Below are 24,317 nucleotides of genomic sequence, written 5' to 3' on the forward strand. Positions count from 1 at the left end.
GGGGTCAGCCAGGAGGCTTCGGGGGAGGAGTCGGGGTTGACCTGCCAACGGCGGGCCACCCGATCGACGACGATGGGATAGATGGTGAGAGTGCCGTCGGGGTCGATGCGCAGGCGTAGGAAACCCTTCGCGTCCTCGATGCCCTGACCGGCGAACAACTCGTTGACGTTGACCCCGAACGAGCTGGCGATCAGCAGGTACGTGGCCACCAGTTGACTGGCCACCAGGCCGATCACCGGCAGGTAGACCGCCACCGCGGCGGCCGCCGGCAGCGGCCACGGCCAGTCGTGGAAGGGCAGGGCCAGCCAGGCCCAGGTGCCGGCGGCGCCCAGCCCGACGTGGGCCAGGCCGTGCCCGACGCCGAGAATCCAGTGTCTTGCGTGCCGCTTGCCGGTGGAACTGGGTGGCTTGGCGAACAGCGCCGCCGCGAGCACGGTGACCAGCACCATCATCACCAGGGGCACGCTGAACAGCCGCTGCTCGGACGCCTCGGCCCGGAAGTCGGTCACGCCGGCCATGGAGAGCATCAGCAGGGTGTGCAGGATGCCGAGCAACGTCGCGAAGCCTGGGTTGCGCCGGGGTAGTCGGCTGAAGATTCCCCAGCCGTAGCGGCGGGAGCGGGCCGCGTCGGGGTAACGGCCGGCCAGCTCGTACGTGCGGGACGGGCTGGAGCGCCGGGCGAGGGTGTCCCGTGGGGGTACCTCGATCCGTTCGGGCAGCTTGTGCGTCGGATAGAGGTACGCGCCACCGCTGCCGCAGGTGATCAACTGGCGGTCGTCGGGGCCGGTGTAGCGGGCGTAATGGTGCAGGTCCCCGGAGATCAGCAGGCGGACCCGGGCCCCGGTGGGCGCGATGATGGTCCGGATGAAGTAGTCGATCGAGTCGTACGCCGAGGGTTCGTCGACGGCCTTGACCCAGGCCGGCGCCGGCACCGCCAGGATCACCTTGCTCTGCGGCCCCAACTGCTTGGCCACCGTGTCGAAGTAGGTCAACTGCGGGTCGTCGACGTACGAGCCGGACTGGTCGTCGAGGCCGAGCAGCCACCAGTCGGCGGGCAACTCGGCGGCGAAGTACGAGCGGGACTGGCCGGTCCGCCACCCGCCGAAGTGACGGTCGCGGGTCCGCACGAACAGCCGCAGGAAGGCGGTCAGCCCGTCGTACCAGTCGTGGTTGCCGGGGACCGCGAAGATCGTCGGCTGCTCCGCCGGGGTGGCCGGCAGCGCGGCCTGGTACGGGCCCTTGCACCGGTCCTCGTACGCCTCGTAGGCGGCCGACGGATACACCTGGTCCCCGCCCATCACCAGGGTCTGCGCCCGGGGCAGCCGGTGCCCGTCCACCGTCAGCTCCCGCTGGGCGAGCAGATAGGCCACCGAGTACGTAGCGTTGAAGCCATCACCCAGGTCGGCCACATAGTCGAGCCAGAGCCCACCGTCGGGCCCGACCTGCTTGGCGACCTCCGAGTCGAGCGCCTTCTGCAACTCCCGCTTGTCCAGGTACGCCCCGAACAACACCGCCAGCAGCGTACGCAGACCGGTGCTGATCAGCAGGAACGGCGCGAGCCACGGCACCGGCTTACGCGGCGTGAAGCCCAACTCCAGCGGATCGGTGCTGCGCGGCCGCCGCGACGCCCGCCCACCGGCCGCCTCATCGGCGTACGGGCCCAGGGGCGCGGCCCGGCCGGCGGCGGCCGGGTCGACCGGTGCCCCGTCGGACGAGGGCGGCAGCGTGCCGTCCGGCGGGCTATCGACCGGTTCGTCGCGAGGGATGTGATCGTCAGCCATCCATCGCAGCGTAGCGGGCAAGGAATCGAACCCGCCGAGCCGGAAGGGCCGGGCTGTCCGGCTTGCCGACTCGGGGAATCCCGCTCCGCCCGATGTCGCCGCGTGGCGTACACTTGGCGATCGTTGCCGCCTTAGCTCAGTCGGCAGAGCGACGCACTCGTAATGCGTAGGTCGACGGTTCGATTCCGTCAGGCGGCTCCAGATGAGCCCCTGAACAGCAGAAATGCTGGTCAGGGGCTCATATTCATCTATAAGGGCGGCTCGACGGCATCGCTTGACCGACCCGGCCCCGGGTGGCCACGAGCGGGACAGGCCACGGTTCCGGCTCGCGGCGCACCGGTCGCCGGAAGATTCGAGAAACTTCTGGCTGGCGGTAGCCTGCGGGCGGTGGATCGCATGTACCCGGATGTACGCAACGATCGCCACGATCCATAGGGGTCCGGAAATGTCTGCTCTCGGCCGTGATGGAGGAGGCCTGATGACCGACAACCTCGGACCGCTGCGTCAGGCCATGTCCGATCTGAGCGAGCACGGCGGCAGCGTCGACCTGTACGAGCGGTCCCTGCGCAAGTCACGGCAATCCAATCTGCGGGCAGGATGATGGGGACGCGCACCGCACCTGGCAATCCTCGCCCGTCCACGCCGGCCGGCGCCGCCGTGCCGGCTGTTTCTGATGCCGTCGGCTATCGACGTCGGCTGGAGTCGGGCCAGGAGTCGTACGGCTGGGCTGACAGGAGCGGATCCCAGCCGCTGCTGGCGGTGCCGGTCGGGGTGTACGCGGTCAGGTCGGCGCCGCTGCCGTCGAACGGGGAGGCGTCCAGGAACCCGGTCACCTCGCCGTTGCTGTTGCGTCGGTAGTAGAGACCCCCGCCGGGGGAGAAGAGCGAGGTGCTGCCCGCCCAGCCGGTGGAGGCCAGGTCGGTACGGCTCCAGTCGCCTGCGCCGACGGCCGTGTAGGCGATCAGCTTGCCGTCGGTGTGCGCCGCCAGCAGGTGACCCTTGCCGGTGGCGGCGAGCGTGGGCAGGCTGAAGCCACTGCTGACGATCTCGGTGCGGTTGATCAGGTCGGTGGCCGGGTCGACCGGCTTGGCCTTGGTCACCGTGTATCGCAGGAGCCTTGCGCCGGCCCGGCCGAAGAGCGAGCCGAACCCGTCGTACACCAGCAGGTCGTGTGTCCAGCCGCCACCGAGACGTTGGTCGGTGCGGGTGAAGGTGAGCGGTTGGGTGCCGGTGATGTCGACCCGGTAGAGGCTGCCGTCGGTGTTCGTCACCAGGAGGGTGTCGGAGTTGAGGGTGGCCAGTGCCCGCGGGGTGAAGCCGAGAGTCTGGGTCGACACCGTGCTGACCACCTTCTCCCCGCTCACCGGGTCGAGCGCGGTGTAGGAGATCCGGCCGTCGGGCTTGGCCCCGTAGACCGAGACGAGCCCGGTCCACGGACGCGCGGAGAGCAGCACCTGGTTCCAGCCGCTGGTGCTCACCGGGTCGTTCGGGAAGCTCTGGATGTCGGTGCCGCTGCCGTCGAAGGGGTTGACGTCGCGGTATCGGTCCAGCCGCCCGGTCGAACTGCGCGCGTAGTAGTGGCCACCGCCGGGCGAGAGCAGGTGCGTGGGCCCGGACCAGCCGGTGGTGGCCAGCACCCCGACGGACCAGCCCTCCGGACCACTTCCGTTGATCTTGTATGACAGTAGGCGGCCGTCGGTGACGTTGCCGAGGATCCGACCCGCGCCGGGCGACGTGATGGATTTCAGGCCGAAGCCGGTGGCGATCGTAGTGGCGCGCGAGAGGTGGGCGGAGCTGCTCGGCTTCTCGGTGGTCAACGTCCGTCGGTAGAGCTGGTTGTTGGTGGACACGATGCCGTACAGCGACCCGTATCCGTCATAGGTCAACCGGTCGTACGGGGACCAGCCCGTCATCACCACCGTGGTGGTGAAGGTCAGCGGGTCGAAGCCGGTGACGTCGACGCGGTGCATCGTGCCGTCGGTGGCGGTGACCAGAATCGTGTCCTCGTTCAACGTGGCCATCGCCTTCGGCGCGAAACCGAGACTGGTCGCCGACTGGCGGTTGGCCTGCAGGTCGCCGGTGGCCGAGTCGATCGCGCTGTAGGTCAGCCGACCATCGGCCAGGATGCCGAAGATCTGCACGTCGGCAGTCTGCTCGCGGATCCAACTGCCGAGGTCGTCCACCCGGGTGGCGGTGGCACCGTCGCGGGTCTCCGTCTCACCCAGGCAGCCCTTCTGCCAGGAGGTGTTGTTGATCGCGACCAGGCTCGGCGTGCCGGCGACATCGCGGAAGGCCGGGCCCCCGGCGTCGCCCTTGCAGATGGTTGCGCCGGCTGACACACCCGCCAGGTCGACGGTGGCCGGGTCGACACCCTGGATGGTGAGGGACGCGGCATGCAGCCGGTTAGGCACCCACTCGGTGGCCGTCCGGCCGTATCCGGCGACCCGCAGGGTCTCGTTCGCTGCCGGTGGCGCGCTGGCCAGCGCGATCGGCGTGATCGTGGTTACCGGCGTGGCGAGCCGCAGCAGCGCGAGGTTGCGGTCAGGGTGCGGCACGACGGAGACGCCCGCCCGCTCCTGCCCTGTCGTCCCGGTCAGCTCGGTGCGACCGACGAGCACCCGGGTGGGCTGGCCCGGCGCGCCCGCTGCGCTCGGCGTAGTGCCGTCACTCAGACAGTTCTTCGCCGTCACCACCCAGTCCGGGGCGATCAGCGCGCCCGTGCAGGCCCGCAGATCACCGAACTCGACCTTGGCGGTGAAGGCGTGCGTGCCGTCCGGGACCGGCTCGGCTCCGGCCACCGCGCGAGCCTCACCACCACCCAGCAGACCAGCCGCGAGCACTGCCCCGAGTAGGCCCGCTCCCCATCGCCGCAACCCGTGGACTGACACGACATCCCCCGTATTGCCCCCAAGCGAACCGGCGAGAACCGGATCGACCGTGCCTGATGTTATCCAGGGTCGGGTCCGCGCCGCGGCCCACGGGGGCGTACCAGCACAGGAGGGATGTAACGGATATCCGGCTGACTGCTGGGCTGGTCAGGCCGCTGGGGTCAGCACGACGCGGGCGGGATGCTCTGCTCGTACTGGAAGACGTTGCGCGGGTCGTACTTCGCCTTGATCTTGCGCAGTCGGTCGAAGTTGGCTCCCCAGTAGGCGGTCTCCCATTCCTGCATGCCGATGTTCGGGACGTTGACGTACGCGCCGTGTACGTAGGGTCGCAGCGCCTGGCTGAACTCGGCGATCCAGGCTTGGGCGACCGGGGTGAGCGGATCGCCGCTGTCCGGCACGCCACGGGTGCCCCAACCGGCGCCCGGCTCGGAGTAGAAGAGCACGTCGCGGTGCGGGAACGCCGAGCCGCCGGGTGGTTCCTGCGCTTGCGCCCCGGTGCCGAACGCCTGGGCGAAGAAGTTGCTGTCCTCGGTGGGTGCGTCCGCCATGAACGTACGGATCAGGCTGATCGCCTTCCGGGGGAACGGCTTGCGGGTGAATTGCGAGAAGAACTTCCAGTTCGCCGGCTCGTCCTCGGTCGGTATCTGGAATCCGGCGTAGATCTCGCCCCAGCCTCCGGTCTGCACGGTGATCTCGGGACTGCCGATCGACAGGATCGGTGCCAGCAGCTTGCGGGTCGCTGCCTCCGAGCCCTCGGCGAGTACCCCGAACAGCAGGATCTGAGACTTGTGGATCTCAAGCTGGGTACCGAGCCGGAAGTCGGTGAAGGGCGCCGTGCGCTGCCAGGTGTCGAAGATCCCATGCAGGTCGTCAAGGCCCGACCAGGTCGCCTGTAGGTAGGTGACCTTCCGCAGTCGAGCCACCTTGTAGGTGAGCGAGGTGACGATCCCGAAGTTACCGTTTCCCGCGCCGCGAAGCGCCCACAGCAGGTCCGGGTGGTCGTTCCGGTTCACCTGGATCGCCCGCGCGCCGTCGACCCCCGCCGGGACGACCACTTCGGCCCCGATCAGGTTGTCGCAGGCCATGCCGAGGTAACGGGTGAGGAAGCCGAAGCCGCCACCGAGGGTGGCGCCGGACAGGCCCACGCTTCCCTCCGTTCCGGTCGTCGCCGCGAGGTCCTGCTGCCCGAGCGTGGTCACCGCCTCCAACTGGTTGAGCCCGGCGCCGACCTTCGCGGTGAGGGTGGCGGCGTCGATGTCGGTCGACTTCAGCTCACTGACGTCGATCACGATGCCGTTGTCGACGTTCGACCAGCCCTCAAGGCTGTGCCGGCCGCTGCGCACCCGCAGCGCGACGTTGTGCTGCCGGGCCCAGGTGAGGGCGTTGACCACGTCGCTGGTCTCCTGGGCGAAGACGATGACCAGGGGATAGTGGACGAACAACTCGTCCCAGCCGAGGCTGGCCGTCGGGTAGTCGGGGTCTCCGGGCCGGACGACGCGTCCGGTGAGCTCGGCAGGTGGACTTTCCGCCCCTGGGTACGGCTCCTGACCGCCGTCGGGATGCGGTTGCGGGCGACCGTCGGCCGCAGCGCTCTGGGCGGCAGCGCCGACCAGGCCGGAGGCCAGAAGCGAACCGGCGCCCACGGCTGCCGTGGCCTTGAGCAGTTCGCGGCGAGAAACGTCGTGCATGGTCGTAGCCTCTCGGTCGGTTACGCCAGCAGTTCGACGAAAGGGAGGTAGGACTCCCACCTGGCGCGCGACCCACGGTAGATCCGAACAATTCGTCGGCTATCAAGAAACTTTGTCGCGAAACCCGCTCGGGTGACGCTGCTCCTTCTTTAGGACGATTCAGGTCGGACAAGCCCAAACGGGAGATCCGGTGATCTCCAGCGTCACTGGGGGCCTTCGGGTGATGTTGACCGTGGTGACGGACTGGGTGGAACTCCGGCGCGACTGGCGAATTGTGCCTACCGTCAGGTTTGTCCCACGGTGAGCCGGGTACCGCCTTCAGGCGCCCGAAGGTGCGCCGACGAGCTAGATGCAGTGGAGGACCGAGATGGAGAGTCGACTCAAGGTTCTGGGTCACCCCGTCCATCCCATGCTGGTGATGTTCCCGGTCGCCCTGTTCGTCACGGCGGTGCTGTTCGACATCATCGACACCGTCGGCGGCCCGGACTTCCTCGGCGAGGTGGCGTACTGGAACATCACCGTCGGGCTGGTCGGCGGTCTGCTGGCCGCGGCCGCCGGGCTGTTCGACCTGCTGGCCATCCCGGCCGGTACGCGGGCCAAGCGGGTCGGAGTCACCCACGCCGCCGCGAACCTGGCGGTGATCCTGCTCTTCGCCGCGGTCTGGGTGGTCCGGCTCAACGCCGAGTACCGCACCGCAGGTGGTGCGCTGATCGCCATCGAGGTGGTGGCGGTCGCCATCCTCGGCGTCAGTGCCTGGCTGGGTGGGGAGTTGGTCGACCGGCTCGGTGTCGGGGTCGATCGTGATGCCAACCTCGACGCGCCGAGTTCCCTGCGGGCATCGAGCAGCCATCGGACGGGAGGCCCGCGATGACCGGACCGGGACGGGGCTGGCGCGGCGGACAGCAGGGCTGGGACCCGCTGGGCGAGTTGCAGTCGCTGCGCGCCGAACTGAGCCGGCTGGTCGGCGGCCGGCCAGGGCCACCCGAGGTGGAGTTGGGCGAGACCGCCGACGGCTGGGAGGTGATCGTCCGGCTGCCCGGTGTCGCGCCCGAGGAGGTCGCGGTGGAGTTGGACGACCGTGAGCTGTGCGTACGCGCCCGGACGGAGGCCGAGGTCAACGCCGATCACGGCATCTCCGGTGGCTTCGAGACCCGGGGATTCGAGTATCGCGTGCAGTTGCCGGCGCGGGTGGACCCGGACGCGATCGACGCGGTGATGGATCACGGTCTGCTCCGGGTGCGGTTGCCGCGGCCGAGCCACCCCACCCCCCGCATCATCACCGTCGGCCGTACCGGGCCGCACCACACCGGCTCGGTCGAACACACGTCGAGAAGCATCGACCCGGCCGCCGACCGGGAACTGCACCAGCCGGACGTGGCCACCGGCGAACCCGGCCGGTAGCCGGACCGTGGTCGCCCCGGCCCTGCTCACCCCGGCCGCCGGGCGGGTACCCGACGTGGCCCGGATCGCCGTGCTGCGCGCCAACGCGCTCGGTGACTTCATCTTCGTCCTGCCGGCGTTGGACGCGCTGCGCTCCGCGTACCCACAGGCGGAGGTCGTGCTGCTCGGTGCGCCGTGGCACGCGCAGCTGTGGCGCGACCGGCCCGGCCCGGTGGACCGGGTGCTGGTGGTACCGGCGGCACCGGGGATCCGTGCGGCCGGCTCCGGCGAACCCGAGGCGAGCATGGTCGACTTCCTGGCCGCCGCCCGCGCCGAGCGTTTCGACCTGGCGTTGCAACTGCATGGCGGTGGCGCCAACTCCAACCCGCTGGTCGCCGCGCTCGGTGCCCGGGTCAGCGCCGGCCTGCGGGCCGAGGACGCCCCACCGCTGGACCGCTGGCTGCGCTACGTCTACTACCAGCCCGAGGTGATCCGCTACCTGGAGGCGGTGGCGCTGGTCGGCGCCCCGGCGACCACGATCACCCCGACGTTGGCGGTCACCGAGGCGGACCGGGCCGAGGCGGCAGCGGTGTTGGGCGAGCCGACCCGACCACGGGTGGCCCTGCACCCGGGAGCCACCGACACCCGCCGCCGGTGGCCCGCCGAACGCTTCGCCGAGGTGGCCCGCACGCTGCACGCTGACGGGTACGAGGTGCTGGTCACCGGCACCCCCGCCGAGCAGGACGTGGTGGACCGGGTGGTCGCTGCGGCCGGCGTACCGGTCCGGCCGCAGGTCGGCACGCTGAGCCTGGGCGGGCTGGTCGGCTGCTACGCCGACTGTGAACTGGTCATCTCCAACGACACCGGTCCGCTGCACCTGGCCGCCGCCGTGGGCACGCCCACGGTCGGCATCTTCTGGGTCGGCAACCTGATCACCACGGCCACCGCGCTGCGCGGCCGGCACCGGCCGATCACCTCGTGGACGGTGCACTGCCCGGTCTGCGGGGTGGACTGCACCCCCGGCATCTACCCGCACCGCCCCGGCGACGGCGAGTGCCCGCACCGGGACTCCTTCGTCACCGACGTACCGGTGGCCGAGGTCCTGGAAGCCGCCCGCGAACTGCTGTTCCGGTAAGGAAGGGCACCTTGTTAACGCCTCGGGTAGAGGAAGGGCCCCTGCTTAACAACCGACGTCGTCGGCGTCGGCGAGGACGACCTCCCACGCCTCCACGTCGCGTTCGGTGACGGTGGTGGGAGACTCCAGGTGGTACGCCCCGCTGGGCAGGACACCGGCGCCGCCGTGGCGCGCCAGCACGGCGAGTTGGGCGGCGACATCCTCGCCCTGGTGCCGCTGCGGCACCCGGCGCCAGAAGTCGAAACCGCCGGAATCGACCAGCTTGGCCCGGTCGTACAGCACGCAGCCGCCGATCCAGGAGATCCGGTACGCCCGCCAACTCCCCGAGGGCAGCGCCAGCGCCTCGGTCACGTGCAACAGGTTCGCCGCCGAGTGGATCTGCGCCCGGTCCCACTCGGGAGTGTCCGGGTGGATGCGCTCCGGCACCGGCCTCCCGGCCCACTCCTGGTAGTGCCGGTGTGTCTGCGGTCGTACGTCGGGCAGGTAGGACAGCCCGTGCACCGCGTTGCCGACGAACCCGCAGCCCAACTCCTCGATCGCGGTGACCAGGCGGCGCAGGGTGCCCGGCTCCAGCCAGACGTCGTCGTCGAGGTAGAGCACGTACCGGGCGGCGGACGCGGCGAGCAGGAAGGCGCGGTGTTCGGCGAGGCCACGGCGGGGCAGCCGGCGGGTCAGCAGCACCGGGTGGCCCCGGTACCGCAGCGCCCGGACCATGGTGGCCGCCGCCGGGTGGGCGTACCCGGGCTGGCTGTCGGACTGGTCGCTGATCACCACGCCGAACCCCGGCACCCCCTCCTGGGCGGCGAGTCCGGAGAGGGTGACGGCCAGTTCGGCGGGCCGGTCGCGGGTCGGGATCAGCACGTCGAGCAGCCGGTCGGCGCGGAAGTCCGGGTGCGTGCCGGTGTCGAGGGGTCGATTCACGGCGCCTTGCCGGTCACCGACGTCGAACCGGTCACGGGCGCAGCACCGGTCACCGGCGTGGTGTCGTCCGCTGCCGGGTCGGGTGTGGCCGCCGCGACGGCCCCATCCCCGTCCGGGTCGGGCCGCGACGGCGGGCCGCCGGCCACCAACTCCGGCGAGCCCTCCTGGGCGTACGCCCGGATCCGGTCGATGATCGCGGAGGTGGACCGGTCCGGCACGTAGCCGAGGGTGCGTACCTGCCCGCCCAGCCGCTGCACCAGCGGCGCCTCCGGCACCAGTTCGGGCGGGTAGTCGCCGCCCTTGACGTAGATGTCCGGGCGGATCGTCTCGATCAGCGCGGCTGGGGAGTCCTCCTCGAAGACCACCACGTGGTCCACGCAGGACAGTGCGGCGAGCAGGGCGGTGCGATCCTCGACCGGGTTTACCGGGCGGTCGGGTCCCTTGAGCCGCCGTACGCTGCCGTCGGAGTTGACCGCCACCACCAGCAGGTCGCCGAGGGCACGGGCCTGTTCCAGGTACCGCACGTGTCCCCGGTGCAGCACGTCGAAGCAGCCGTTGGTGAAGACGACCGAGCGGCCGGCCCGGCGGTGCTCGGCGACGATTTCGCCCAGTCCTTCGGTGCCGACCAGCACCTGCCGACCGTCCGCGCCACCGGCGGGTTGCCCGAGCGCGGCCAGGAGGTCGTCGCGGCGACACACGCAGGTGCCGGTACCGGTGACGGTGCTCGTGGCGGCGAGTTGCGCCAGTTGGGCGGCGGTGGACAGCGGTGCGTCGGCGGCCAACGCGAGCGTCATGGCCGCCAGGTACGCGTCACCGGCGCCGACCGTGTGGCTGGCCGGTACGGGTGTGCTGTGGCTGCGGCTGGGCTGCCCGTCCGCGCCCCCGACCACCGCCCCGTCGGTGTCCAGGGTCACCGCGACCACGTCCGCGCCGGTGTGCGCCCGCAACTCGGCCAGCCGGGACTCGGCCAGCACCGCCCGATCCACCCCGGCGCCGGCGTCGGCGTTCACGGTCACGCCGGTGCCGGTGACGCTGAGCCCGTCGTGGGTCATCGCCACCCGGCCCTCGCCCGGGGTCGGCTCACCGGTCGGCCCGTCGGTACGCCGCAGGCCGGCCCCGCCCGGTGCGGTACCCACGGTCAGCTCGGACGGCCCGTCGCCCGGGTCGACCTCCGGATGCGCCAGGTGCAGTTGGCCTCCTGCGGCACCGGCGCGGGCGAGCAGCCGGGTCGCCTCCGCGAAGCTGGGGGTCACCACGGTCGGGGCGAGGCCGCGCCAGTCGGCGAGGTCGTGCGCGTCGAGCGCGACCGTGGCGTACCGGTCCCGCTGGGCGACCAGCCAGGCGCGTACCCGCGCGGGCAGGGCGCCCAGGCCGTAGTCGCAGACCACCAGGGTCGGCGCCGCACCGCCAACGGCGGCCTGCAACTCGCTGGTCGCGCAGTCCAGGGCGGTGAGCAGCCGGTCCACCCCGTCGTCGCTGAGCGGGTCGTCGGGGTCGCCGGAGTCCTCCCGCAGCAGGATCTGGTCGCCGGCCAGCATCCGGCGCTTGACCGGGGTGTGCCGGCCGGACTGGCTGACCGTACGGTCCCAGACGCCGGCCCGGTCCAGACAGTCGTGCAGTTCGTCACCGGCCACGTCAGCGCCGACCGGTGCCACCAGCACCGAACGGCCGCCCAGGGCGGCGATGTTGACTGCGGTGTTGGCCGCCCCGCCCGCTGCGGAGATGCGGCGGCGCAGGGTGAGAACGGGGGCCGGGGCCTCCCGGCACAGCCGGTCCGAGTCGGCGAACCGCCACTCGTCCAGCATGGCGTCGCCGATCACCAGGACCGGGCGCCCGAGCCAGCTCTGCACGACCTCGGCGAGCCGGAGCTGTTCCGCTGCTGCTCGTGCCATGCCGGCGGATCCCCCGGGCCAGCGGGGTCAAACCTGTCGCGGCGGGACCCGGCGACGGCGCAACGGTGACGGCGGTCGCCGATGCCGCCGGTGCGGCGTGGACCACCAGAAGGGCGCGTTTCGGTGCTGCCGGGTCGGGAAGGGATCCGATGGAACCCCGGAGAGGAGAAAAGAGCATGGCAGCCACGTTGCAGGGCAAGCGAATCGCCTTCCTGGCCACCGATGGCGTGGAGGAGGTCGAGTACGTCCAGCCGCGTCAAGCGGTCGAGCAGGCCGGCGCCACGGCCGAGTTGGTGTCGATCAAGCCTGGGAAGATCACGTCCTTCGAGCACCTGGACCCGTCGCAGTCGTACGACGTCGATGTGAGCGCCGCCGACGCGGATCCCGACCGGTACGACGCGCTGGTGCTGCCGGGTGGGGTGGCCAACCCGGACTTCCTGCGTACCGACCCGGACGCGGTGCGGTTCGTCCGGTCGTTCTTCGATGCCGGTAAGCCGGTGGGCGTGATCTGCCACGGCCCCTGGACGCTGGTCGAGGCGGACGTGGTGCGCGGTCGCCGGCTGACGAGTTGGCCGAGCCTGCGTACCGACCTGGTGAACGCCGGGGCGGACTGGGTCGACGAGCAGGTCGTGACCGACAACGGGCTGGTCAGCAGCCGCAAGCCGGACGATCTGCCGGCGTTCTGCGCCAAGATCGTCGAGGAGTTCGCCGAGGGGCGGCACTGAGCGCACCCGCTGCCCGATCGCGAGTTAAGAAGGGCCCCTTCCAGTACGCCAGGCGTTAGGAAGGGGCCCTTCCTTACATCGGGGCGGCATGTTTTCGGTGGTCCGGGAATGTAGGCGCAATGACCACGGATGCCCCTTCGGCGCCGGTGCTGAACAAGCGGCAGCTCCGGCTGCTGATGTTCGGTCTGATGACCGGCATGCTGCTGGCCGCGCTCGACCAGACCATCGTCGGGACCGCCCTGCCGACCATCGTCGGCGAGCTGGGCGGCATCAGCCACTACTCGTGGGTGGTGACCGCGTACCTGCTGGCCTCGACGGCCTCGACGCCGCTGTACGGCAAGATGGCCGACCTGTACGGGCGCCGGCCGGTGTTCCTCTTCTCCATCGGGACGTTCCTGCTCGGCTCGCTGTTGGCCGGGCTGTCCCAGGACATGACCCAGCTGATCGTGACCCGGGGCGTGCAGGGACTCGGCGCGGGTGGCCTGATCACGCTGGCCTTCACCATCATCTCGGACGTGGTATCGCCCCGGGAGCGCGGCCGGTACCAGGGCACCTTCGGCGCGGTGTTCGGGATCGCCTCGGTGGCCGGCCCGCTGGTCGGCGGCTATTTCGCGGAGACGAACTGGCGCTGGATCTTCTACGTCAACGTGCCGCTGGCGATCCTCGCCATCGTGGTCTGTTCGCGGGTGATGCGGCTGGTGCCGTTCACCCGGCGTAACCACGCGATCGACTGGCTCGGCGCGATGCTGCTGGTGGCCGGGGTGAGCTGCCTGTTGCTCGCGTTGAGCTGGGGCGGCAACACCTACCCCTGGGGTTCCGGGTTGATCATCGGGCTGTTCGTCGCCGGGGCGGTGCTGGGGGTGCTCTTCGTGCTCCAGGAGTCCCGGGTCGCCGAGCCGATCCTGCCGTTGCGGTTGTTCCGCAGTGCCACCTTCGCCCTGGCCAACAGCGCCGGTTTCGTGCTCGGCCTGGTGATGTTCGGGTCGATCATCTTCATCCCGCTCTACCTCCAGATCGTCAAGGGTGCCTCGCCGACCCGCAGTGGTCTGCTGATGCTGCCGATGATGGCCGGCATCATCGTCACCTCGGTGCTGACCGGCCGGGCGATGAGCCGGATCGGCCGGTACAAGTGGTTCCCGGTGGCCGGGGCGGCGACGCTGCTGGTCGGGATGCTGCTGTTCACCCGGCTGCGGGTGGACACCTCGCTCTGGGTGGCGTTCGGCTTCATGGTGGTGATCGGTGTGGGGCTGGGGCTGTGCATGCAGTCGCTGGTCCTGGCCGTGCAGAACGCCGTGTCCATGCGGGACCTGGGTGCCGGCACCTCCTCGGCGACCTTCTTCCGGTCACTCGGTGGGTCGTTCGGGGTGGCCATCCTCGGCGCGGTGCTCTCCTCCCGGCTCAGTGCCGAGATGGCCGACCGGCTGCCCGGTGCGCTCGCCCAACTGACGCCCGAGGAGCGGGCCGGGGCCGGAGCGACCGGTGGCGTGGGAGTCTCGATCAACGACCCGGCGACCATCCTGGCGCTGCCCGGACCGGTGCGGGCGGCGGTCCAGGCCGCGTTCGTCGAGTCGCTGCACCTGGTGTTCCTGACCACCGGGCTGATCGCGATCGTGGCGTTGCTGGTCACCCTGGCGCTGCCCAACGAGAAGCTGCGCGGCGCCGGTCCGCAGGGGGCCACCGGCGGCACGGACGGGCTCGGCGGGGATGGCCCGTCTCCGGGCGGCAAGCCACTGGACCGCGAGTCGAAGGCGGAGGCCGCCGCCGAGATGGAGGCGAAGTCGCAGACGATGCTGTAGACCGTCGAGCTAACTCCGCGTTCCGGTCAGCGGGCCCGGTCACTTGAGGATCAGGCGGTTGGTCTGCTCGAAGACGTCCAGGTCGGCGAGGGTTTCCAGGACGCTGCTGGAGAGCGGGTGCGGCATCGCCTCGCGGTGGAAGAAGCCGGCGTCGGTGGTCTCTTCGGTGACCCGGGCGAGCTGACCGTCCCACTCCTCGACGCGGAACGCGGTGGTGAAGATCTGGTAGGTGTGGCCGTACATGTTGGTGTGGGTGCGGTCCGGGCCGGTGTAGAGGGCGAAGGCGCTGACCCGCAGGGCGCGCAGGCCGGTCTCCTCGCGGACCTCCCGTACGGCGCAGTCGGCGATGGACTCGCCCAACTCCATCGCCCCGGCCGGCATCGCCCACTGCCCGTTGTCGGAGCGTCGGATCAGCAGGATCCGCGCCGAGTTGTCGCGGACCACGGCGCGGGCGCCGACGAACATCAGCGTCCGGTCACCGGCCAGGGCGCGGAGCTGCCCGACGTACGAATCAGCCCAGGAAATGCTCACCCGGACAATTTACGGGGGCTTCCGCCGGGCGGTCGCCGACACGAGCTTGTTACCGGTGCGTAGGTGGTGATGTTCGGGAACCAGCCCCGCCGTAACACTTTTCGGCGCATCATCGCCGTTAGGGATAGCGGGCTCGCGTAGACCACTCTCCCGGTGGGCGGCCCCGGCGTTCGCACCGCGCCGGGGCCGCCCGTTTCTTTGCGGGGTGACCCGCACCGTCAGTATTGCGAGAGTTGTTCGCATCTGTCCTGCTGATGGGGAAACCCGCCCAGATCGGGCCTCCGCGCTCACTCGGTGGCGCTGATCAGCACCTTCCCCACGACGGAGTCCTCCACCGCCTGATGCGCGGCGGCGGCCGCCGACAGGGGGTAGTGGTGCAGCGGCAGACCGGCCTCCTCGCCCACCCGGATGCCGCCCTGCGAAGCGGCTGCCCCGACGTCCACCACCGCCTGCGCCTTGGCCGCCTTCGGCAGCGTGTACACCAGCACGAACTGCCAGCGCGCGTTCGGCATCATCAGCTGCCTGATCGGCAGCGTCACCTCCGCGCCGCCGTCGTCGGCGTAGACGCAGACCACCCCGCCCGGATGCAGGAGTTGCACGTCGGTGGCGGCGTTGCGGGCGGCGGACACCTCGACGATCCCGTGTACCCCGTCGGGCGCGACCTTGCGGACCTCGGTCAGCACGTCCTGTTCCCGGTAGTTGATCACGACGGAGGCGCCGGCCGCCGCCGCCAGCTGCGCCTTCTCCGCGCTGCTCACGGTGGCGATGACGCAGGCATCCGCCCAGGCCGCGAGCTGGATCGCCGCGTTGCCCACCGCGCCCGCCCCGCCCTGCACCAGCACGGTGTGATCGCTCAGCGCACCCGGCCGCAGGCTGTCCGGTAGGTACTCCCCGGCGGTCAGGCACCGGTGCGCCGTCAGGAACGGGATGCCCAGGGCGGCGCCCAGCTCGAAGGAGGCGTCACCGAGGCGTACCACCTGGCGGACCGGGACCACGGTGTACTCGGCGGCGGTGCCCCACGGCCGCTGCCAGGCGGCCTCCCAGACCCAGACCCGCTCGCCGACCAGGTCCCGGTCGACGCCCTCGCCGACCGCCTCGACCACCCCGGCACCGTCCTGGCCGGGCGTCTGCCAACCGGCCGGCAACGGCCCCTGCCGGCGCGCCTTCCAGTCGGTCGGGTTCACGCCGGAGAACGCGATCCGCACCAGCACCTCGCCCGCCCCGGGCTCCGGCACCGGCCGGTCGACCAGTTGCAGCACCGTGGGATCACCGCTGCGTTCGTACACGATGGCCTTCATCGCCCCGCCCCTCCCGCTCAGCTCGTTGGCTGGCCGTCATGTCACCGACCGTAGGCGGGCCGGTGGCCGGGTGGTAGCGGTTCAGGCCAGCCCGTCCACCAGCTGCGGGGTCAGTTCGTCGATCGAGTCCAGCACCGTCGCCGCCAGCCGCTGCGCGTCCGGGTCCAGCGGGTACGACCCGTGCGGCACCGCCACCACCGTCATCCCCGCGGCGGCGGCCGACCGTACCCCGTTGGACGAATCCTCGACCGCGACGCAGCGCGCCGGGTCCACGCCGAGCTGACGGGCCACGGTCAGGTAGACGTCCGGCGCCGGCTTGCCGCGCTCGGTCTGCTCGGTCGACAGCGTGGCCCGGAACGCGTCGGTCAGGTCGGTGGCGGCCAGCGCCGCCGCGATCAGCCGGGTCGGTGACGAACTGGCCAGCCCCAGCGGCCACCGTGCCGCCAACCGGCGCACCACCTGGTCCGCCCCGTCGATCACCGGTACGCGCTCCGCGTACCGCCGGGTCATCTCCTCGACCACCTCGGCGGCGACCTGCTCGGCAGTACGTCGTACGCCCAGTTCGCCGCTGAGGTAGCGGGCCCACTCCCCGGTGCTCATCCCCATCAGCCGGCGCTGGGTGTCCGCCTGCCAGGTGCCGCCGTGCGTCGTCACGTACGCCCGGCGTACCTCCTCCCAGACCGGCTCCGAATCCACGATCACGCCATCAAGATCGAAAACCACCGCACCCACCATCACCCTCCCATCCTCCCCCACCCCCACCCCCACCCACCCCCTGCCCACTCCCTGCCCGGCCCCGATGATCAAGAGGTTTTGGTCGGGGCGAGCGCCGGAACCAGACCAAAACTTCTTGATCAACCCTGCGGGGTGGGGAGGCCGATCGGGTTGTCGGCGGGGATGACGCGGTGGGCGGCGTGGGCGATGGGGGTGAGGAGAGTACGGAGGCGGTCGAGGGATTCGGGGGCCAGCGACTGCCAGGGGCGGGCGGCGGCGGTGTCGGTGGCGTCCTCGATCGCCTGGAAGGCTGCTCGGCCGCGTGCGGTGGGGGTGCCGGGCAGGTCGGTCGCGGGCTGCTGGGTGAGCCAGCCACGGGCGGTCAGGCGGTCGCGGGCCTGCGCCCACTCCTGCTCCGACCAGCCCCGGCCGAGCAGGTTCTGCGCCGGCATGCCGGTCGCGACCCGCCAGGCCAGGGTCTCCACCGGATCGAGATCGGCGGCGACCAGCGCCGCCACGTGCCCGTCGCCGCGATGCTCGCGCAGCGTGGTCGCGGCCTGCCAGAGCCGGGCCAGCGGGTAGTCGCCGCGCGGCAGGGCGGCGTTGGCCGCGCCGAGCACCCGGCCGGGAGCGGTGCCGACCGCCTCGGCGGCGGCCTCAAGCAACTCGGCGGCCTCCGCCAGGTGCCGCTCGGGCAGTTCGTACGTCAACTCGGCGAGCGCCTGCACCGCACCGGTCAGCCGGGCCCGCAACGCCTGCTCGGGGCTGGCCAACTGCCAGACGGCGGGCAGCGCCCGGTTCACCATGTGCGGGGCGAAGGTGAAGAAGGCGGCGAGCACCGGGGCGGGGCCGACCGGCCCGAGCGGGGCGGCCCGGCCGGCGAAGTAGCCCCGCCAGTACCCGCGCAGCCCGGTCGCCTCGTACGCGGCCCGGGCGCGCGGGTGGAAGTAGGTGACGGCGTGCACCGGCTCGTAGCAGGTCCAGACCAGCCGGGCGACCTGCCCGGGGGCGTCCAGCGCCGTCACCCGTACCCCCTACTGAGCGGCGAGAATGTCGACCACGAAGCGCAGCGGGCCACCCGGGCGGCCACCGGCGCCGTCGCCGTACGCCTGCTCGGCCGGGATGTCCAGCTGCACCCGGCTGCCCACGGTCACCCCGACCAGGCCCTTGTCCCAGCCCTCGATGACCTGCCCGACGCCGATCGGGAAGGTGGCCGTCTGGCCCCGGTCCCACGAGGAGTCGAACTGCTCACCGTTCTCGTAGAACACCCCGACATAGTTGGTGGTGATCGACTGGCCCTCCTCGACCTTCGGGCCGGTGCCCTCGATCAGCGGGGTGACGGTGAGCTTGCTCAGCTCGCCCTCGCCAGCGGCGACGGTCGGCTTGCTACCCAGGGCCGGGTCGGACCCCTCCGGCAACTGCGGAGCGGGCGGCGCGTCCTGCGGCGTCGTCTCGGTCGGCGCGGCCGAGGGCGCGCTGGCCACCTGATCGGAGGGGTCGTCGCCCCGCTGGCCGATGATCACGAACACGGTGATCAGCACTCCGGCCACGGCGATGGCGGCGAACGCGCCGGCCCACGCCTGCCGGCGGCGTTTGGCCTCGGCCGCCTTCTGTTCGGCCAATTGCTCGGCCAGTCGCCGCCGTGCCTTGCTCTCCTGACCGCCCGCGTGCTCGCTCACGTCCTCGACTCCCTGCGCAGAGGTGGATGCGTCCGGCCACGGACGCCGTCGCCGACACACGGTACCTGGTGGTCGGCGCAGTTCCGACCATCGATCGTGACGTGGGGGAATCGTGGGACCAATGAGACGGGTGCGGGGCCCGGAACGCCTCCGGGCCCCGCATTCGAACGACTACTTTCGGTGATATTCCGTTGGGTCGGTCGGCCTGGGTCGATCACCAGGAGGTCGGCTTGCCCTTCTGGAACAGCCACACGTCGAAGAAGGCGGTCAGGTCCTGCCCGGACTCCCGCTCGGCCAGCCCGATGAAGTCCGCCGTGGCGGCGTGGCTGTACTGGTGGATCGCCGCCCACTGCCGCAGGATGCGGAAGAACGTCTCCTCACCGACCTTGCCGCGCAGCGCGTGCAGGGTCATCGCGCCCCGGTTGTACGGGATGTTGCTGAACATGTCCATCGGTCCCGGGTCGGCCAGGACGATCTGCCAGAACGACGAGGAGGCGGCACGGCCGTAGTTGCTGCTGCTGTTGAAGGTCTGGCTGACCGTCGCCCCACCGTTGAACTCGGTGTACATCCACTGGCCGTAGGTGGCGAAGCCCTCGTTGAGCCAGATGTCCTTCCAGCGCTCCGGCGACACACTGTTGCCGTACCACTGGTGGGCGATCTCGTGCGCCATGGTGCCGACGCTCGCCGTGTTCGAGAAGATCGGCTTGGTCTGGGTCTCCAGCGCGTAGCCGACCTGCGGGGCGTAGTCGACGATCGCCCCGGTCGAGGCGAACGGGTACGGCCCGAACAACCCGGTGAAGAACTCCATCATCTTCGGGATCTGCGACACCGCGTTGGCCGAGCCGTTGACCAGGCGCGGGTCGATCGCCACGTACGACGGGATGCCGCTGGGCGTGACCGACTCGGTGACCACGAACCGCCCGATGGTGATCGTCGCCAGGTAGGTCGCCATCGGCTCGGTGTTGTCCCAGACGAAGGTCGTCCAGCCGTCCCGGGTCTCCTGGGACAGGAGTTGGCCGTTGCCGACGGCGGTGAGCCCTTCGGGCACCTTCGCGGTGAACGTGAAGGTCGCCTTGTCGGTCGGGGTGTCGTTGCTCGGCAACCAGGCGGGCGTGCCCTGCGGCTCGCCGACGACGAAGGCGCCGTCGTCGGTCGGGATCCAGCCTTCGATCGACCCGTCCGGGTCGGTCACCGGGCCGGGTACACCGGCGTACTTCACCACCACCGTGAACGTCTGCCCGGTCTTCGGCTTCGGGCGCGGGGTGACGATCAGCTCCTGGCCGTCGCGGACGAAGTCGTTGCTCTTGCCGTTCACCGTCAGCGCGGTGATCTCCGGTCCACGGAAGTCCAGGTTGAACTGGTCGAGATCCTGGGTGGCCCGCGCGGTGATCGTCGCGGTGGCGTCCATCTGCCGGGTCGCCGGGTCGTACGAGAAGTTCAGGTCGTAGTGCTGGACGTCGTACCCGCCGTTGCCCTGGTCAGGGAAGTACGGGTCGCCGATGCTCGGTGCGCCGGGCGTGTAGCGGGGTGCACCGGGGTTGCCGGGTGCGGCGCTGGCAGCGGGTGACACCACCAGCGAGCCGGTCGCCATCAGGGCGGCCGTGGCCAGGGCGGCACCACGCAGGCGAGGAGTGGTCATGTGAATCCTCTCGGTGGGGATGCCGAGGCAGCGTAAGATTCACGAAATGCCTGGTCAATGGCCTGACGGCGGAAGTTGTCCGCCTACTGGCCGGTCGCCGGCCCAACGACCCACGTCGGGGCGGGTCAGGCCCGGCCGTGGTGAATGCGGCGGGCACCGCGTCAGGCGGTCTTGCGCGGGGCCTTCTTCGGGGCGGCCTTCTTGGTGGTCGCCTTCTTCTCGACCTTGGCGGCGGCCTTCTTCGTACCCTCGGTCTTCTTGGCGGCCTCGGCCTTCTTCGGGGCGGCCTTCTTGGCGGCGGCCTTCTTCGCCGGGGCCTTGGCTGCCTTCTGCTGGGCCGAACGCGCCGAGGTGATCGGGGTCGGCTCGCCGGCACCGCCGGCCGGCGCCTCGCCCCGGGCCGCGCGGGCCCGCTCGACCGACGCCTTGAGCGCGGCCATCAGGTCGACGGCGGCGGCCGGAGCCTCCTCGACCTCCTCCGGCTGGACCACCTCGCGGCCTTCCACCTTGGCGTCGATGACCTCCTGCAACGCCGCCCGGTAGTCGTCGGTGAACTCGTCCGGGTGGAAGTCGCCGGCCATCGAGTCGATCAGTGAGGTCGCCATGGCCAGTTCCGGCGGGCGGGCCTTCAGGTCCTCGTCGAGGAAGCCGAAGTCCGGCTTACGGATCTCGTCGGGCCAGAGCATGGTGTTCAGCAGCAGCACGCCCTCGCGGACCCGCAGGGTGGCCAACTGCTCGCGCTGGCGCAGCGCCACCTTGACGATCGCCACCCGCTCCGAGTCGGTCAGCGCGTCCCGCAGCAGCAGGTACGGCTTGGTCGCGGTGCCCTCCGGCTCCAGGAAGTACGCCTTGTTGTACAGGATCGGGTCGACCTGCTCGGCCGGGACGAACTCCAGCACGTCGATCGCGTGCGAGGTGCTCAACGGCAGGTCGGCGAAGTCGGAGTCGGTGAGGATCACCATCTCCCCACCGCCGATGTCGTAGCCCTTGGCGATGTCGTCGTAGCTGACCTCCTCGCCGCAGACCTGGCAGGTGCGCTTGTACCGGATCCGTCCGCCGTCCTCCCGGTGCACCTGGTGGAACCGGATGTCCTTTTCCTCGGTCGCGGAGTACAGCTTCACCGCGATCGAGACCAGACCGAACGACACGGCTCCCTTCCAGATGGCCCGCATCCCGCACTCCCTTCCCCGATATCGACCATGCTCGCACCGAAGCGAACCGGACGCGAGGTGTTCGGCCTGGTACTACAGTCGGGACGTGCCCGGCGCGCCGCTCAAGCCGATGCTCGCGATGACCGGGCAGCTCCCGGCCGGTGCCGGCTGGGCGTACGAGTTCAAGTGGGACGGCGTACGCGCCCTGGCCGACATCGGGGCCGGGCGCCAACACCTCTATGCCCGTTCCGGCGTGGAGATCACCACCGCTTACCCGGAACTGATCCCGCTCGCCGAGCAGGTCGACGACGCGCTGCTCGACGGCGAGGTGGTGCTCTTCGACCCCAGCGGGCGGCCGTCGTTCACCGCCCTGGCCGAACGGATGCACGTACGGGACCCGGCGAAGGCGGCCCGGCTGGCGGCGAGCGTCCCGGTCACGTACATGATCTTCGACCTGCTCCGGCTGCGCGGTGAGGACCTGACCGGCTGGCCGTACGCCCGGCGTCGGGAAGCCCTCGACGGCCTGGGGTTGGGTGCGGCGCGATGGGCGGTGCCCCCGGTCTTCTTCGACGGCCCGGCGACCTACGAGGCCGCCGGTGAGCACGGCCTGGAGGGGGTGATGGCCAAACGGGTCGACTCGGCCTACCGGCCCGGCGTACGCACGCCGGACTGGGTGAAGGTCAAGTTGGAGGTGACCGGCGACTTCGTGGTCGGTGGTTGGCGGCCCGGCGCCCGGAAGATCGGCGGCCTGCTGGTGGGGGTGCCCGGTGCCGGCGGGCGGCTTACCTACCGGGGCCGGGTCGGCGGCGGCATCGGCGCGGCCCTGGAACGGGAACTGCTGCGCGAACTTGAGCCGCTGAGAAGCCCCGCCTCGCCGTTCGCCGCCGGAGTGCCACGCGAGGATGCCCGGGGCGCGATCTGGGTAACGCCTCGGGTGGTGGTGGAGGTGAAGTACGGCCAGCGCACCCCGGACGGACGGCTGCGCTTCCCCCGGATCCTGCGGCTGCGGCCGGACAAACCGGCCGAGGAGGTCGACGATGCCAGCTGACCGGCTCCGCGTCGAGGTCGACGGCCGCACTCTGGAGCTGTCCAACCTGGACAAGGTGCTCTACCCGAGTGCCGGCTTCACCAAGGGTGAGGTGATCGACTACTACACCCGGATCGCACCGGTGCTGCTGCCGCACCTGACCGACCGGGCGTTGACCCGGATCCGCTTCCCGAACGGGGTGGAGGGCAACTCGTTCTTCGAGAAGAACGCCCCCGCCGCCACCCCCGACTGGGTACGCGTCGAGACGCTGCCGGCGCCCGGCTCCACCAAGGGCCGGGAGACCATCGACTACGTGGTCGCCGACGACCTGCCGACCCTGGTCTGGCTGGCCAACCTGGCAGCACTGGAGCTGCACACCCCACAGTGGAAGATCGGCGAACACCCGGACCTGATGGTGGTCGACCTGGACCCGGGATCACCGGCGACCCTGCGGCAGTGCTGCCAGGTGGCGCTGCTGCTGCGCGATCGGCTGGCCGCCGACGGGGTGGACGCCTACCCGAAGACCTCCGGCAAGAAGGGCATGCAGCTCTGCTGCCCGATCGCCGGGACGCAGTCCTCCGACGACGTGTCGGCCTACGCCCGGCGGATCGCCCAGGAGCTGGAACACGAGCATCCGAAGCTGATCGTTTCGAGGATGGCGAAGAACCTGCGGCCCGGGAAGATCTTCATCGACTGGAGCCAGAACAACGCGGCGAAGACCACGGTGGCGCCGTACTCGCTGCGCGCCCAACCGGTGCCGGCCGTCTCCGCCCCGCTGACCTGGGACGAGGTCGCCGCCGGTGCGGCCGGCAGACGACCGTCGTCGCGGCCGTACACCGCCGGCGAGGTGCTGAGTCGGGTCGACGAGCACGGCGACCTGCTCGCCCCCCTCCTCGACCTCGGCCCTCCGCTGCCCGAGCGGTAAGGAAGGGCACCCTGTTAACGCCTCCGGTAGAGCAAGGGCCCCCTGTTAACACTGCCGACGGAGTCGCGCGTAAGCCCCGGCGAGCAGGGCGACCACGATCACGCTGATGAGCACGTCGCTGAACAGGTCCTGGCCGGGTGATGCCGCCGCGTACGGCGGCACGAGGTACGCCAAGGCCGCCGCGCCGATCAGTGGCCCCGCACACTGGCCTGCTGCCGCCCCGCCTGCGTCATGCCTCGACTGTCCCGCCACGATGAGGCACGGCACCAGTGCCGATGGTTTACCCCGCCATCGACTATCGGCTAGCCGAGGTGTCACCCCGGGCGGGGCGGCCTGGACAGGTCGGGGTGGCAGGAGTAGGACGTACGGTATGTCCGCGACGTTGCCCATGCTCTCCGCCGTCGGCCTCGCCGAGCGGGACCAGCCGCTGATCACGTACCTCGACCACCAGACCGGGCACCGCCACCAGTTGACCGCCGCCGAGCTGGGCGAGTGGTCGGCGCGGGCCGCCGGCCTGCTGCGGGACGGCTGCGGCCTGACGCCGGGCAGCCGGGTGGCGGTGCTGCTGCCGCCGCACTGGCGTACCGCCGCGGTTCTGCTGGGCGCCTGGGCGGTCGGGTTGGAGGTGTCGTTCCGGCCGCGCGCCACCGCCGGGCTGCCGGTGCTGGAGCCCGGCGGCGACCGACCGTACGACGCCGTGCTGGTCACCCCGGAACGGCTCGACGACTGGTTGGAGGACGTACCGGACGGCCTGCACCGCTACCTCGTCGGCACCGGCCCGGACCCGCTGGCCGACGTGCCGGCCGGCTGGCTCGACTGGTCGGTGGAGGTGCTGCGGCATGGTGCCGCCCCGGCCGATCGCCCCACGCTGCACGCCACCGACCCGGCCAGCCCGGACGGCACCACCTACGACGAGTGGGGCAGAGTGGCCAGGGCAGTGGCCGACCAACTCGACCTGCGGGTCGGTGACCGCCTCCTGGTCGACGTCGCCGAGCACGACCACCATCTGAAGTGGCTGCTCGCCCCGCTGTCGGCCGGCGCCACCGTGCTGCTCTGCGCCGACCTCGACCCCGCCGACCGGGACGCCGTGGCCGCCGCCGAGCAGGTCACCCGGATCCTCTGAGCCGGCGCTGCGATCGACTCCGTT

The 24,317-nt window shown here is 71.0% G+C and carries 21 protein-coding genes and 1 tRNA gene; 10 read left to right on the plus strand and 12 right to left on the minus strand.

Annotated features, from left to right (window positions below):
* Positions 1–1,781: metallophosphoesterase (locus E0H26_RS02990; protein WP_131300554.1), on the minus strand; the 1,781-nt coding region annotated here is incomplete at its 3' end.
* A 125-nt stretch (positions 1,782–1,906) separates the two neighbouring features.
* Here E0H26_RS02990 and E0H26_RS02995 point away from each other — a divergent pair.
* Together E0H26_RS02995 and E0H26_RS30260 are read left to right on the plus strand one after the other, a co-directional pair.
* Positions 1,907–1,982 (plus strand) — tRNA-Thr (locus E0H26_RS02995).
* Positions 1,983–2,259: 277 nt separating this feature from the next.
* Positions 2,260–2,382: a hypothetical protein gene (locus E0H26_RS30260; protein ID WP_276320374.1), complete on the plus strand. Its 123-nt coding sequence runs from the start codon at positions 2,260–2,262 to the stop codon at positions 2,380–2,382.
* 82 nt (positions 2,383–2,464) lie between these two features.
* On the opposite strand, the gene E0H26_RS03000 is transcribed toward E0H26_RS30260, so the two are convergent.
* Together E0H26_RS03000 and E0H26_RS03005 are read right to left on the minus strand one after the other, a co-directional pair.
* Positions 2,465–4,669, minus strand: a complete 2,205-nt coding sequence (locus E0H26_RS03000) for a trypsin-like serine protease (RefSeq protein WP_131300556.1) — start codon at positions 4,667–4,669, stop codon at positions 2,465–2,467.
* 161 nt (positions 4,670–4,830) lie between these two features.
* Positions 4,831–6,357 (minus strand): FAD-binding protein, encoded by a 1,527-nt coding sequence (locus E0H26_RS03005; protein ID WP_131300558.1) that lies wholly within the window; start codon positions 6,355–6,357, stop codon positions 4,831–4,833.
* 367 nt (positions 6,358–6,724) lie between these two features.
* On the opposite strand from E0H26_RS03005, the gene E0H26_RS03010 reads away from it, so the two are divergent.
* Genes E0H26_RS03010 through E0H26_RS03020 form a run of 3 tightly spaced genes read left to right on the plus strand, consistent with a single transcriptional unit; the run spans position 6,725 to position 8,872 of the window.
* Positions 6,725–7,228, plus strand: coding sequence for a DUF2231 domain-containing protein (locus E0H26_RS03010; protein ID WP_131300560.1), 504 nt, complete (start codon positions 6,725–6,727; stop codon positions 7,226–7,228).
* Entirely contained in the window at positions 7,225–7,758 is a 534-nt protein-coding gene (locus E0H26_RS03015; RefSeq protein WP_131300562.1) for an Hsp20/alpha crystallin family protein, read from the plus strand. The genes E0H26_RS03010 and E0H26_RS03015 overlap by 4 nt, the downstream gene beginning before the upstream one ends.
* 7 nt (positions 7,759–7,765) lie before the next feature.
* Positions 7,766–8,872, plus strand: a complete 1,107-nt coding sequence (locus E0H26_RS03020) for a glycosyltransferase family 9 protein (protein WP_131300564.1) — start codon at positions 7,766–7,768, stop codon at positions 8,870–8,872.
* A gap of 45 nt (positions 8,873–8,917) precedes the next feature.
* Here E0H26_RS03020 and E0H26_RS03025 read toward each other — a convergent pair whose 3' ends face one another.
* Positions 8,918–9,793, minus strand: a complete 876-nt coding sequence (locus E0H26_RS03025; protein WP_131300567.1) for a glycosyltransferase family 2 protein — start codon at positions 9,791–9,793, stop codon at positions 8,918–8,920.
* Positions 9,790–11,685, minus strand: a complete 1,896-nt coding sequence (gene rfaE2, locus E0H26_RS03030; protein ID WP_131300569.1) for a D-glycero-beta-D-manno-heptose 1-phosphate adenylyltransferase — start codon at positions 11,683–11,685, stop codon at positions 9,790–9,792. The genes E0H26_RS03025 and rfaE2 overlap by 4 nt, the downstream gene beginning before the upstream one ends.
* Before the next feature lie 176 nt (positions 11,686–11,861).
* Here rfaE2 and E0H26_RS03035 point away from each other — a divergent pair, with 176 nt between their 5' ends.
* Positions 11,862–12,410 carry a type 1 glutamine amidotransferase domain-containing protein gene (locus E0H26_RS03035; protein WP_131300571.1) on the plus strand — a complete coding sequence of 183 codons (549 nt, stop codon included), beginning with the start codon at positions 11,862–11,864 and terminating at the stop codon, positions 12,408–12,410.
* A 119-nt stretch (positions 12,411–12,529) separates the two neighbouring features.
* Complete coding sequence (locus E0H26_RS03040) at positions 12,530–14,206, plus strand: MDR family MFS transporter (RefSeq protein WP_131300573.1); 1,677 nt, start codon at positions 12,530–12,532, stop codon at positions 14,204–14,206.
* A 39-nt stretch (positions 14,207–14,245) separates the two neighbouring features.
* On the opposite strand, the gene E0H26_RS03045 is transcribed toward E0H26_RS03040, so the two are convergent.
* The 7 genes from E0H26_RS03045 to ku all read right to left on the minus strand — a co-directional run bounded on the left by E0H26_RS03045 (position 14,246) and on the right by ku (position 21,239).
* Positions 14,246–14,737, minus strand: a complete 492-nt coding sequence (locus tag E0H26_RS03045; RefSeq protein WP_131300575.1) for an NUDIX domain-containing protein — start codon at positions 14,735–14,737, stop codon at positions 14,246–14,248.
* A gap of 287 nt (positions 14,738–15,024) precedes the next feature.
* Positions 15,025–16,035, minus strand: a complete 1,011-nt coding sequence (locus E0H26_RS03050) for an NADPH:quinone reductase (RefSeq protein ID WP_131300577.1) — start codon at positions 16,033–16,035, stop codon at positions 15,025–15,027.
* Between the two features lie 81 nt (positions 16,036–16,116).
* Positions 16,117–16,770: an HAD family hydrolase gene (locus tag E0H26_RS03055; RefSeq protein WP_131301408.1), complete on the minus strand. Its 654-nt coding sequence runs from the start codon at positions 16,768–16,770 to the stop codon at positions 16,117–16,119.
* A gap of 119 nt (positions 16,771–16,889) precedes the next feature.
* A complete protein-coding gene (locus E0H26_RS03060; protein WP_206024882.1) occupies positions 16,890–17,765 on the minus strand; it encodes an SCO6745 family protein in 876 nt (291 codons plus the stop codon).
* Between the two features lie 18 nt (positions 17,766–17,783).
* Complete coding sequence (locus tag E0H26_RS03065; RefSeq protein ID WP_131300581.1) at positions 17,784–18,428, minus strand: FKBP-type peptidyl-prolyl cis-trans isomerase; 645 nt, start codon at positions 18,426–18,428, stop codon at positions 17,784–17,786.
* Between the two features lie 214 nt (positions 18,429–18,642).
* A complete protein-coding gene (locus E0H26_RS03070; protein ID WP_131300583.1) occupies positions 18,643–20,067 on the minus strand; it encodes a M1 family metallopeptidase in 1,425 nt (474 codons plus the stop codon).
* A 161-nt stretch (positions 20,068–20,228) separates the two neighbouring features.
* Complete coding sequence (ku, locus tag E0H26_RS03075; RefSeq protein WP_131300585.1) at positions 20,229–21,239, minus strand: non-homologous end joining protein Ku; 1,011 nt, start codon at positions 21,237–21,239, stop codon at positions 20,229–20,231.
* Between the two features lie 85 nt (positions 21,240–21,324).
* Here ku and ligD (E0H26_RS03080) point away from each other — a divergent pair, with 85 nt between their 5' ends.
* The 3 genes from ligD (E0H26_RS03080) (at position 21,325) to E0H26_RS03090 (ending at position 24,293) form a co-directional block, all read left to right on the plus strand.
* A complete protein-coding gene (ligD, locus tag E0H26_RS03080; protein WP_131300587.1) occupies positions 21,325–22,266 on the plus strand; it encodes a non-homologous end-joining DNA ligase in 942 nt (313 codons plus the stop codon).
* Positions 22,256–23,170 carry a non-homologous end-joining DNA ligase gene (ligD, locus tag E0H26_RS03085; protein WP_131300589.1) on the plus strand — a complete coding sequence of 305 codons (915 nt, stop codon included), beginning with the start codon at positions 22,256–22,258 and terminating at the stop codon, positions 23,168–23,170. Before ligD (E0H26_RS03080) ends, ligD (E0H26_RS03085) begins: the two co-directional genes overlap by 11 nt.
* Before the next feature lie 370 nt (positions 23,171–23,540).
* A complete protein-coding gene (locus E0H26_RS03090; RefSeq protein WP_131300591.1) occupies positions 23,541–24,293 on the plus strand; it encodes a TIGR03089 family protein in 753 nt (250 codons plus the stop codon).
* The last annotated feature ends 24 nt before the right edge of the window (positions 24,294–24,317 follow it).

Origin of the sequence: Micromonospora zingiberis (assembly GCF_004331455.1) — a bacterium.
Classification (GTDB): domain Bacteria; phylum Actinomycetota; class Actinomycetes; order Mycobacteriales; family Micromonosporaceae; genus Micromonospora; species Micromonospora zingiberis.

Bases quoted from the DNA above. Each gene is read 5' to 3' on its own strand.
- E0H26_RS30260 (WP_276320374.1), top strand. From the start codon at position 2,260: ATGACCGACAACCTCGGACCGCTGCGTCAGGCCATGTCCGATCTGAGC.
- E0H26_RS03005 (WP_131300558.1), bottom strand. From the start codon at position 6,357: ATGCACGACGTTTCTCGCCGCGAACTGCTCAAGGCCACGGCAGCCGTG.
- E0H26_RS03010 (WP_131300560.1), top strand. From the start codon at position 6,725: ATGGAGAGTCGACTCAAGGTTCTGGGTCACCCCGTCCATCCCATGCTG.
- E0H26_RS03015 (WP_131300562.1), top strand. From the start codon at position 7,225: ATGACCGGACCGGGACGGGGCTGGCGCGGCGGACAGCAGGGCTGGGAC.
- rfaE2 (WP_131300569.1), bottom strand. From the start codon at position 11,685: ATGGCACGAGCAGCAGCGGAACAGCTCCGGCTCGCCGAGGTCGTGCAG.
- E0H26_RS03035 (WP_131300571.1), top strand. From the start codon at position 11,862: ATGGCAGCCACGTTGCAGGGCAAGCGAATCGCCTTCCTGGCCACCGAT.
- E0H26_RS03040 (WP_131300573.1), top strand. From the start codon at position 12,530: ATGACCACGGATGCCCCTTCGGCGCCGGTGCTGAACAAGCGGCAGCTC.
- E0H26_RS03050 (WP_131300577.1), bottom strand. From the start codon at position 16,035: ATGAAGGCCATCGTGTACGAACGCAGCGGTGATCCCACGGTGCTGCAA.
- E0H26_RS03055 (WP_131301408.1), bottom strand. From the start codon at position 16,770: ATGGTGGGTGCGGTGGTTTTCGATCTTGATGGCGTGATCGTGGATTCG.
- E0H26_RS03070 (WP_131300583.1), bottom strand. From the start codon at position 20,067: ATGACCACTCCTCGCCTGCGTGGTGCCGCCCTGGCCACGGCCGCCCTG.
- ku (WP_131300585.1), bottom strand. From the start codon at position 21,239: ATGCGGGCCATCTGGAAGGGAGCCGTGTCGTTCGGTCTGGTCTCGATC.
- ligD (WP_131300589.1), top strand. From the start codon at position 22,256: ATGCCAGCTGACCGGCTCCGCGTCGAGGTCGACGGCCGCACTCTGGAG.
- E0H26_RS03090 (WP_131300591.1), top strand. From the start codon at position 23,541: ATGTCCGCGACGTTGCCCATGCTCTCCGCCGTCGGCCTCGCCGAGCGG.